This window comes from Lysinibacillus halotolerans, assembly GCF_003711845.1.
GTDB lineage: Bacteria > Bacillota > Bacilli > Bacillales_A > Planococcaceae > Ureibacillus > Ureibacillus halotolerans.
This window is the reverse complement of the sequence record NZ_RHLQ01000072.1, coordinates 1-10,927: the sequence shown is the minus strand read 5'-3', so window position 1 is coordinate 10,927 and position 10,927 is coordinate 1. Positions and strand designations below refer to the sequence as shown.

The following is a 10,927-nucleotide window of genomic DNA, read 5'->3' as shown; positions in this document are numbered from 1 at the left end:
AATTCATGGCCATTAACTAAAGAAAAAAAGAATTTACATACAAAAATAGAGAAAGGTGAATTTGAGTTTCCTCAAATTCACCTTTCCCACTATTTGAAGCTAGTTATGTCCCAGCCTCTTTTTTGTTTTCATCGAAATGTTTTCTCATTGTTATCTTATTGCAATGTAATTATGATATGATTTTGCTAACTAAGGCATATTTATACTATTTATCTATTAAACTCCTAAAAAATAAAAATGAATAGAAAAAATAACCGAAAAAGTTATATCAAATGTGATAGAAAGGTTAAATAAAGATGCCTACTTACATATAATTACTTTATAATAAAAAATGCTATGTTAATAGAAAAGAGTGATCTACATTGAATTGGTTTAAAAAACAGTTAAATAAATTAATATATGATGAAATAGAAGATGAAGAATATTATGAAGATGAGTACTATGAAGAAGAAAGAGTAAAATCAAAAACAAATGATAATGTGATAGAAGAAACGGTTCAAAATAATAGAAAGAGTTTTAAATTCCCATTAATTGATGATCATGAAATGGGGAATACGAGACCCCCTAGTCACGATTTTAACCAATATGAACAACAAACTACCCATCACAACGTGGATCAAGTTAATCGGAAATCGAATTATTTTTATCAACCAAATGCCATTTCCGAAGTGTTTGATGTAGAAGTTTCGGGAATACGAGAACTGTTAGAAAAACGACAAAATAAAGGTAGTTCGACAAGAGGGAATTCCAATCAGTTAAGAAAGGATTCCTATAAAGGACGTCGAGTTGAACAGTCTAAAATGAAGGAACCATTGAAAGAAGATAGGAAAAAAGCTACTTATGCATCAAAAAAGCAAACAGAAACTGTAGATGTTCCTGTTGCCCAAAGAAAATTTGTTCCAAGTCAAGTCCCTTCTCCTATATACGGCTTTAAAAGACCGAGTAACATTAACGATTTATTATCAAAAAAGCAAGGTAGAGTCGAACCTTTGGAAGAAGAGAAAGTTGAAGAAAAGGTACAACAAAGTAAACCCGATGCACAACAGGAAAGTAAAGTAGAGCAAATTTATTCTGATGTTTTAAAAATAAAAGAAGAAGTGGCAAGTACTGTTGACACGATTGCTCTTCCAGAAAGTAAGAAACAAGCTACTTCTTATGAAGAGGAAGAGTCGGTGGAGGTTCCTTCTAATCATTTTTTGCAAATAGAAGATGAACGAGTAGAAAAACCAATCGTATTGGAAGAAACCCTTTATAAAAAAGTAGAAGAGTTTCCTATATTAGCTGAAGAAGTATTGGATGAACCGACTAATGAATTCCAAACTAAGATAGATCGTGTACTTAAAGGGTATGAAGTTGAGCATCAACAAGGGGAAATTATGTCCTTTGACAATCATGATGAGAACGAAAGCTTTTCTTTAAGAGAGCCTGAAATAGAAGTTGAAGAGTTCGATTTAAAAGAAAGCCAAGTCAGTCAACAGGATTTTCAACAAGTAATGGAACACACCCCAATATTCATGCCTATCCAAATTCCAATCGAAAAGCAAGTTGAACTTGAAGAGGCAGTTGTGGAAGAACATCCTTTCGAAGGGGAAAATGCTCAAGTTCAACGCCTTGTAGACATTGCTTTAATGGACAAGTTTGATGACCAAGAGACTGAATCTGATACAAATTCCTTCCTATCAATAGAGCAAGAAGAACCATTTGAACAGAAAGAATATACAGAACTAGAAACATATGAAGAATATGAAGAACATGAACAGTACGAAGAATTTGAAGTAGATGTACAGCAAGATGAGTCTGTGGAACAACAAGAAAAGGTTGAACCTAAAAGAAAAACATTACCTTTTAATGTCCTTATGTTGAAATCAGATAAAGAAAAATATGCTGCGAAATTAGCACAAAAACAATTCAATGAACATAATGATGATATTAAAGAATTTTCTAGGCATACATCTAATGGAGAATTAAAAGAGCAACAACCTATTAATAACAGGCCACATGAGGATGCTACAGCTTTGATAACGACTGACATGGATCAAGGAAAGGAACCGTTCCATGTAGAAGGGGAGACAGAAGAAACAATAAATACAGTTGTTTCCAATGAACCTCAGGGAAAAGTCATTCCAAAACTTTATGTAAAACCTTCATTGGAATTTTTATCACCACCGGAGGAAAAAACAGAAGATCGGGAATGGTTGGAATCTCAAGCGGATGTTTTAGTTGAAGCATTATCCTATTTCCAAGTAACAGCCCAAGTAGAGTCTATTATGCAAGGTCCAGCTGTTACCCAATTTGAGATTACAGTCGGTCACGGTACAAAAGTGAGTAAAATTCGAAACTTAGCAGATGATTTAAAACTTGCTTTAGCAGCGAAAGATATTCGCATCCAGGCCCCAATCCCAGGGAAAAGTTCAATTGGAATCGAAATACCGAATCGTATTTCTCGAGCAGTACGTTTATCCGAAGTAACGACTAGTGAATCCTTTTTAAATTCCGAATCGCCTTTAGAAGCAGCATTAGGATTAGATTTAACAGGGAAGCCGTTAACAATTGATTTGCGTAAAATGCCCCACGGTTTAATAGCTGGTGCTACTGGATCTGGTAAATCGGTTTGTATTAATTCGATTTTAGTAAGTTTATTATATAAAGCAGATCCGAATGAATTAAAGCTAATGTTAATAGATCCTAAAATGGTAGAGCTTGCTCCATTTAATCACATTCCCCATTTAGTAAGCCCTGTTATTACCGATGTGAAAGCGGCAACAGCGGCGTTGAAATGGGCTGTAGAAGAAATGGAAAGACGCTATCAATTATTTGCCCATGCAGGAGTAAGGGATTTAACAAGATTTAATAAACTAGCCGAATCGAACGGGCAATATGGTCATAAATTACCTTACATTTTAATCGTTATCGATGAGCTGGCAGATTTAATGATGATGTCTCCTGCAGATGTAGAGGAAGCAATTTGTCGTATTGCTCAAAAAGCAAGGGCTTGTGGAATTCATTTAATCGTTGCAACTCAGCGCCCATCAGTAGATGTCATTACCGGCTTAATTAAATCCAACATTCCAACTCGTATTGCCTTTGCCGTTTCGTCACAGGTTGACTCCCGTACGATTTTAGACAGTCAAGGTGCGGAACGTTTATTAGGAAGGGGAGATATGTTGTATTTAGGAAATGGGATGAGTGCTCCAATCCGTTTACAAGGTACTTTTGTAACGGATGATGAAATTGAAGAAATTATTGAGCATGTCCGCTCCCAAGGGGAACCAGAGTATTTCTTCCAACAGGATGAATTATTAAAAAAATCCGAAATGATAGAAGAACAAGATGAATTATTTGAAGAGGTATGTCGCTTTGTTTATGAACAAGGTACTGCCTCCACGTCATCCATTCAAAGAAAGTATCATATTGGATATAATCGGGCAGCCCGCTTAATTGATATGTTAGAAAATAACGGATTTATTTCTGAACAAAGAGGAAGTAAACCGAGAGAAGTGTATATTACAGAGTCTGATTTAGCTTCTATGTTTGATTAGATTTTGTATATACAAATAGTGAAAATGAGGGAGGATTCCCTCTCATTTTTTTCGATATAATAAAAATATACATGAATGAGTGAATAAGTAGAAAAAATAAGCTAACAAGTAATTATCCTTTATTAAATTTAATGCTATAATGGGGTATGTTTTTAAAATTTGGCACAAACTAACTTAAATAACAAACGTTCATTCATTGGGATCAAGTGTATCCCGGGAGGTTTTCAATATGACATTTTATCATTTTACAGGAATTAAAGGTTCAGGTATGAGTTCATTAGCTCAAATTTTGTTTGATTCAGGAGAACAAGTACAGGGATCTGATTATGAAACTTATTATTTCACAGAAAAACCATTAAGAGATCGTAACATCACGATATTACCTTTCGATCCAGATAACATTCACGAAGGCATGACCGTTATAGCTGGCAATGCCTTTCCTGATGAACATCCAGAACTTGTTCGAGCGAAGGAATTAGGGGTAGAAGTGATTCGCTACCATAAATTTTTAGGCGATTATATTAAAAAATATACTTCTATTGCAATAACAGGTGCCCATGGTAAAACGTCCACTACCGGATTAATGAGTCATGTGATTGGCGGTTATATGCCAACATCTTTTTTAATCGGTGATGGTACAGGTTCAGGGAAAGAAGATGCTTCTTATTTTGTTATGGAGGCATGTGAATACCGTCGTCACTTTTTAGCGTATCATCCAGATTATGCTGTCATGACGAATATCGATTTTGACCATCCGGATTATTTTTCAGATATAGAAGATGTTAATGCGGCATTCCAACAATTAGCACTTCAAGTAAATAAAGCGATTATTGCTTGTGGAGATGACGAACATCTTCAAAAAATTCAAGCAAATGTACCTGTTGTCTTTTATGGATTTGGTACTCATAATGATTTTGCAGCACGAAATATTGAAAAAACAACAGAAGGTACATCCTTTGAAGTTTACGTGAGAAACGAATTTTACCATAAGTTTTTCATTCCGATGTTTGGAGACCATACCGTTTTAAATTCGTTGGCAGTCATTTCTTTATGTCATTATGAAGGAATTCCGGCGAATCTTATTCAAGAACGTTTAAATACGTATGGTGGAGTAAAAAGACGTTTTACGGAGACGAAAATGGGGAATAGTGTACTTGTAGATGATTATGCGCATCATCCAACCGAAATTAATGCGACGATTCAATCGGCGCGTCAAAAATATCCAGATCGACAAATTGTTGCTGTTTTTCAACCACATACATTTAGCCGTACAGAAGCATTTTTACAAGACTTTGCCGATAGTTTAGAAAAGGCAGATGCTGTTTATTTATGTGATATTTTCAGTTCTGCTCGGGAAAAACAAGGAGCTTTATCGATTGATGATTTAGCAACTTTGATTGAAGGAAGTAAAATTCTTCAAACTGATAAAATTGACATGTTGAAAGAACATAACGATGCTGTCTTCTTGTTTATGGGTGCAGGTGATGTTCATAAGTATCAAGAGGCTTTTGAAGAAGTGTTGAAAGACAATGAAGAAACAGCTTAAACGCCTATGTTTAGGCTGTTTTTTCAAATGAAGGATTTTCACATTTTTTGTCGAATAGTAGATGTAAGTAGACGTAGGAGGTTTTATTGTAAATGGAGATCATTTTATACATCGCAGCATTACTTGCAGCAATTGGTTTTTTAATTTTATGTATTAGTGTAGGTATGACGTTATTCTCATTAAAAAATACGCTAAATAGTATGGCAGGTACCATTGCTGGAATCGAAGGACAAATGGAAGGAATCACACGTGAGACAACCTCCCTATTAGCCAAAACAAATACGTTAGCGGAAGATATTACGGAGAAATCTGAGAAATTAAATTCAGTCGTTGATGCAGTGAAAAATATTGGAGTATCCGTAAATGGATTAAATACTTCTATTCAACAAATTACATCTTCTATTTCTTCAGAGGTAAGTAAAAATGAAGAAAAAATTGCCCAAGTAGTCCAATGGAGCAATGTGGCAATGGAGATTGCTGATAAATGGAAACAGCGAAAAGCAATCAATCAACATGATGTAGATGAAGCTACAGATGAAATTGTCAAAAAATCTTCTAAATTTAAACGAAGAAAATAACAAAGAGGGGGATGTTCAACATGTTAGGGGAAAAACCAAACTATAACGAAGTGAAAAATGCAATACCTAATTTACCACAACTTTATACTGGTATAGATGCTATATATGAAGAGGAGTCGGTGAATATGAAAGATTTTGTTATTGGAGCTTTTGTAGGAGGTATTGTAGGAGCAGCTGTAGGATTATTACTTGCTCCGAAAACAGGAAGAGATTTAAGAAGTGATGTAGCAAGCCAAGCGGCAACTTTAAAGGATAAAGGTGTTACTTTATCATCAACGGCGAAAGAAAAAACAGTTTTATTATCAAATCAGATTAAAGAGCAATCTAGTCAACTAGTTGATAAAGTAAAATCAAAAACAGCAAAAGTACCAACTGTATTTGACGATGGTACGGTTTCATACGAAGGAGAAGAACCTTTAGAAAATGATACGTATGAAGGAATAGACATTGCGGAAGCTTCAAAACCTTCATCTATTTAATAAAAAATAAAAACTGCCCATTCCAAATGGAAATGGGCAGTTTTTTGTTGTAAACAGTATTATTTAATTCGGGATTGGATGTTCCGATAATATAATTTCTAAATGGTCGCCGCCAAAAATTTCTTCATCAAAGGAAGAAGCTTCCCCATTTCTTAAAATTGTAAAATAACCTTGAAAATCCTTGGGAAGTTGCCAGTTTGAAAAACGGAACACATCTTGGAATCTCCATCGATTAGATTCCTTCTCTACAATCGTTATAGTAGAACCGTTACGAATTGTAGAAGAAGGAGATAAAGCTGTTCCATTAAGTAATACTTCATGGCATTGTTTTGTTAATTCCACCGTTTCATTTTGGAAAGTGACAATGATCTTTTCTTCTAATGATAAATTTAATTTACCCATCATCATTTCTACAGTTGGAAGGGAGTTTTCATCCACTTTAATACGGTCACCATCTTTAACAGGATAGTGAAGTTTACTTGGTTTATCATTAATGAATAAGGTTGGTGTGAAATCCTGTAAAAACATCGGTTGTCCGTCTACATGAATACAAAAAGGTTGTAATTTATGCAATAGATCAATGGCTTTTATATGTTTAAATACGTCTTCGACCGTTTCGATCGTTTCAATGTAAACTCGATCACGATCCTGTAGTTCTAAATCAAGGGAACAGTATTGATCATTTACTTTTACTTTAGGTTCAATATGATAAAGGGTTCCTTGTACCGTAATACTTTTAAATAGGGCATCGTCCACAATGTCACGTACAGTTACTTTAGCGTCCTCTCCATGTCTACCCTCTACTAATGTGATACAATCCCCATTTTGAATGATTGACTTTGTTGACGCCGGTTCTCCATTTACAACAATCGTTGCTGGTTCGCCATGTTCTCCAGGTAAAAAAATGTCGTGGTCATTTACAGTGATGGAAATACCTTGTCCTGGTTTACCGTAGAGCTGTTTTGCCCGTATATTTGCAGCTAAAAAGGCATCAGAAACCGTCATTTCCTTCATTTCAAACAAACGAACAACTTGATCATTCACTGTTACCGTCATGTACTGAATCGGTGCCCTTTTTGCAGCAATCGCAATACCAATAGGAGTTACTAACTCAGGGGTTGATGGGATTGATTCATCTTTTGTTACATTTTGAATGGCGTCGATACCACGAACGGCAACTCGATTTGCAGGAAGGTTCAAAACATGACATAGTTCATTTGTTAAATTAGGAGTTAAACTACCTCCCCCCACTAACATAATTGCCTTTGGAGGTGTTTGATTGTTTAAACGTAAAATTTCAGTGCCAATCGCTTTAGCTAAATTTTGAATAGACGGTTGAATTGCTTGGATTACTTCATCCCTTGGATAAAATTGATCGAATCCTAATATGTCCTTAATAAGTATGTTTTCTTCCGTTGCTAATTGTCGTTTTGCCATCTCTGCCACTGGGAAGTCTAATAAATAGTGGTCACTTAAGCTTTCCGTTATTTCGTCTCCAGCTGTAGGGACCATACCATAAGCAACAATTGTTCCTTTGTCCGTAATGGCAATATCTGAAGTACCTGCACCGATATCAACTAAGGCAACGTTTAAACGTCGCATCGATTGAGGAATTAAAACGTTAATAGCGGCAATCGGTTCTAAAGTTAATGCTTCCATTTCTAAATCTGCTCGTTTAAGGGCAGCTAGTAACGATTCAACAACTACACGGGGTAGGAAGGTAGCAATTACTTCGATTGTCGCTTCATGGCCTTGCTGATCTAGTAAACTACCGATTTCTTCACCGTCTAACTTATAGTATAGGACTGAGTAGCCTACACAATAATAATGATTAAAGGATTCCTCTTCCTTAGAGGAAAGGAGTTGTTGTTGAGCATGTTGAACAGCTTGAAGCTCAAGTCTATTTATATCTTCTTCGGTAAAGATAGGACGATTCTTTATATCAATCGTAACGCTTGCTTGTTCGGTTTTTAATGCACGACCAGCTGCGGCAACACTCACCCTTGTTAGTGGGCCATGTTTTTCTTCAAGCTCATTTTTGATTTCTTTAATTAACTCTGCAACATATAACACGTTATGTATTTGGCCATCTACCATAGCCCGTTCTTTATGTTCTTTTATAAGTATGTCCATGACATGGAAATGGTCATCCTGTTCTTCTAGTATAATACCGACGACAGAACGGGTACCTATGTCTAAAGCGAATAGTTTGGAACTCAAATGAAATCGCTTCCTTTCAAAGGGAATATAGAGAAAACTTTAGCGAGTTGAAGCGCTAAATTGAAATTGCGTGACAATATGAATATTGTTGACTATAATAGGACTATCACTAACAAATGTATCATACATTTCAACGTTCTGAAAGAGTTCGGTACAGAGAGAGGAGAAAAGGAAATGAGTGAAAAAAACTTAGAAATCCTTCGCAGTCAGATAGATGCTTTAAACCTCGAAATACTACGTCTTATTAATGAGCGAGCTGAGGTTGTTAATGAAATTGGTAAAATTAAAGAAAAACAAGGGGTAAACCGATACGATCCTCTTCGTGAACGACATATGTTAGATTTATTAAAAGAACATAATAAAGGACCGTTAAATCAAATGACGGTTGATTATATTTTTAAACAAATTTTCAAAACGGCTTTAAAACAATTAGAGGCAGACAAGAAAAAGGAATTACTTGTATCTCGTAAGAAAAAATCGGAAGATACTGTAATTGAAATTAATAATGAAAAAGTAGGAGTAGGCGATCCAACGTTTGTATTTGGTCCTTGTTCTGTAGAATCCTATGAACAAGTGGCAGCAGTTGCTGCTTCTATCCAATCAAAAGGATTGAAATTAATCCGAGGTGGAGCATACAAACCTCGTACTTCTCCATATGATTTCCAAGGTCTCGGATTAGAAGGATTGAAAATTTTAAAACAAATTTCGAAAGAATACGGCTTAGCAGTTGTAACGGAAATTGTCACACCTACTCATATTGAAGAGGCTTTAGATTACGTCGATGTAATTCAAATTGGTGCTCGTAACATGCAAAACTTTGAATTATTAAAAGCAGTTGGTGCTACAAATAAACCTGTTTTATTAAAACGTGGTTTAGCTGCTACAATCGACGAATTTATTCATGCTGCTGAATACATTATGTCAAAAGGAAATGAAAATATTATCCTTTGTGAGCGCGGTATACGTACTTATGAAAAAGCAACTCGTAATACGTTAGATATTTCGGCGGTGCCGATTTTAAAACAAGAAACGCATTTACCGGTATTTGTAGATGTGACCCACTCCACAGGACGCCGTGATTTACTATTACCATGTGCAAAAGCAGCTATTGCGATTGGTGCAGATGGGGTTATGGCAGAAGTGCATCCGGATCCATCTGTTGCTTTGTCTGATTCACAACAACAAATGGATATTTCACAATTCGATGCTTTCTATAATGAAATACAAAAATTTATGAAACAATATGAATATAAAGCATAATTTCTTTAAAAAACCCAAAAAGTATGTATAGGATACTTTTTGGGTTTTTTATTGGATGAAAAGCTTCAAATATTGAATCTTTATGAAGATTATGTGCTTTATATTGAAAAAGAAATGGAAATTATCGTATGATGAACATATTAATTCAATAAAAGGAGGCGTATCCTTTGACTGTAACGATTTATGATGTTGCACGTGAAGCGAATGTTTCAATGGCGACGGTCTCACGTGTAGTTAACGGAAACCAAAATGTAAAACCAGCTACAAGAAAAAAGGTATTAGAAGTAATCGAACGTCTAGAATATCGACCGAATGCAGTAGCCCGTGGTTTAGCAAGTAAAAAAACAACCACTGTCGGTGTAATTATTCCAGATATATCAAATAATATTTATGCAGAAGCTGCCCGCGGAATCGAAGATATTGCAACAATGTATCGATATAATATTATTTTAGCTAATTCCGATCAAAACGAAGAAAAAGAACTAACACTTCTCGATACAATGCTTGGTAAACAAGTAGATGGCATTGTCATGATGAGTGATGCAGTTACCCCTAAATTACATCAGTCAATGGAACATTCTCCAGTACCAATCGTACTTGCTGGTTCGGTAGATGAATCGAATCAATTTGCTTCTGTTAATATTGATTATTTCCAAGCGTCCTATGAAGCGGTACAGATGTTAATTGAAAATGGCCATAAACGTATTGCTTTCGTATCTGGACCTCTACAATATACCATTAATTCAAAATTCAAATTAGAAGCCTATAAAAAGGCGATTATTGATGCGAATCTGGAACTGGATGAAAATTTAATTGTATCTGATGATGATACGTATGACAGTGGAATTGAAGCATGGGAAACGTTAAGTGCCCTTGATAATCCACCAACTGCCTTTTTTGCAGGAAGTGATGAATTAGCGATCGGTCTTATTCATGGAGCTCAAGATAGTGGAAGAAAAGTTCCGGACGAAATCGAAGTGATTAGTTTTGAAAATTCAAAACTTGCCCGTATGGTACGTCCACAGCTGACGAGTGTAGTATTTCCTTTATATGATATTGGGGCAGTAGCTATGCGTTTATTAACGAAAATAATGAATAAAGAAACGATTGATAACCAATCCGTAATTATTCCCCACCGAATTGAAAAACGAAAATCTGTTAAATAATAAAAAGGACAACTCATGTTAAAGTGTACCCTTTGTAAAGGACATTTTTAAAAAAGGCTTTTAAGCAACTTGAAGAAGATGGTGACTGTATTGTGCAGGCGTCATCTTTTTTAAGTTCCATTGACCTCGGTAATGATTG

7 protein-coding genes are annotated in these 10,927 nt (G+C 35.4%); 6 read left to right on the top strand and 1 reads right to left on the bottom strand.

The window, feature by feature from the left end:
- Positions 1 to 362: 362 nt before the first annotated feature.
- From EC501_RS17360 to EC501_RS17345, 4 genes are all read left to right on the top strand, one after another.
- Entirely contained in the window at positions 363 to 3,539 is a 3,177-nt protein-coding gene (locus tag EC501_RS17360) for a DNA translocase FtsK (RefSeq protein WP_122973608.1), read from the top strand.
- A 229-nt stretch (positions 3,540 to 3,768) separates the two neighbouring features.
- Complete coding sequence (gene murC, locus EC501_RS17355) at positions 3,769 to 5,085, top strand: UDP-N-acetylmuramate--L-alanine ligase (protein WP_122973607.1); 1,317 nt, start codon at positions 3,769 to 3,771, stop codon at positions 5,083 to 5,085.
- Positions 5,086 to 5,177: 92 nt separating this feature from the next.
- Positions 5,178 to 5,663 carry a DUF948 domain-containing protein gene (locus EC501_RS17350; protein ID WP_122973606.1) on the top strand — a complete coding sequence of 162 codons (486 nt, stop codon included), beginning with the start codon at positions 5,178 to 5,180 and terminating at the stop codon, positions 5,661 to 5,663.
- 20 nt (positions 5,664 to 5,683) lie between these two features.
- Positions 5,684 to 6,142: a YtxH domain-containing protein gene (locus tag EC501_RS17345; protein WP_122973605.1), complete on the top strand. Its 459-nt coding sequence runs from the start codon at positions 5,684 to 5,686 to the stop codon at positions 6,140 to 6,142.
- 63 nt (positions 6,143 to 6,205) lie between these two features.
- Here EC501_RS17345 and pilM read toward each other — a convergent pair whose 3' ends face one another.
- The gene (pilM, locus tag EC501_RS17340; RefSeq protein ID WP_122973604.1) at positions 6,206 to 8,362 is read right to left on the bottom strand and encodes a pilus assembly protein PilM; all 2,157 of its coding nucleotides are present in this window, start codon (positions 8,360 to 8,362) and stop codon (positions 6,206 to 6,208) included.
- A gap of 174 nt (positions 8,363 to 8,536) precedes the next feature.
- On the opposite strand from pilM, the gene EC501_RS17335 reads away from it, so the two are divergent.
- Positions 8,537 to 9,622: a bifunctional 3-deoxy-7-phosphoheptulonate synthase/chorismate mutase gene (locus tag EC501_RS17335; RefSeq protein WP_122973603.1), complete on the top strand. Its 1,086-nt coding sequence runs from the start codon at positions 8,537 to 8,539 to the stop codon at positions 9,620 to 9,622.
- Positions 9,623 to 9,789: 167 nt separating this feature from the next.
- On the top strand, positions 9,790 to 10,788 hold the full coding sequence (gene ccpA, locus EC501_RS17330; RefSeq protein WP_122973602.1) for a catabolite control protein A: 999 nt from the start codon (positions 9,790 to 9,792) through the stop codon (positions 10,786 to 10,788).
- Positions 10,789 to 10,927: the final 139 nt, after the last annotated feature.

Coding starts and splice junctions, on each gene's coding strand:
- EC501_RS17335 (WP_122973603.1), top strand. CDS start 8,537: ATGAGTGAAAAAAACTTAGAAATCCTTCGCAGTCAGATAGATGCTTTA.
- EC501_RS17345 (WP_122973605.1), top strand. CDS start 5,684: ATGTTAGGGGAAAAACCAAACTATAACGAAGTGAAAAATGCAATACCT.
- EC501_RS17350 (WP_122973606.1), top strand. CDS start 5,178: ATGGAGATCATTTTATACATCGCAGCATTACTTGCAGCAATTGGTTTT.
- murC (WP_122973607.1), top strand. CDS start 3,769: ATGACATTTTATCATTTTACAGGAATTAAAGGTTCAGGTATGAGTTCA.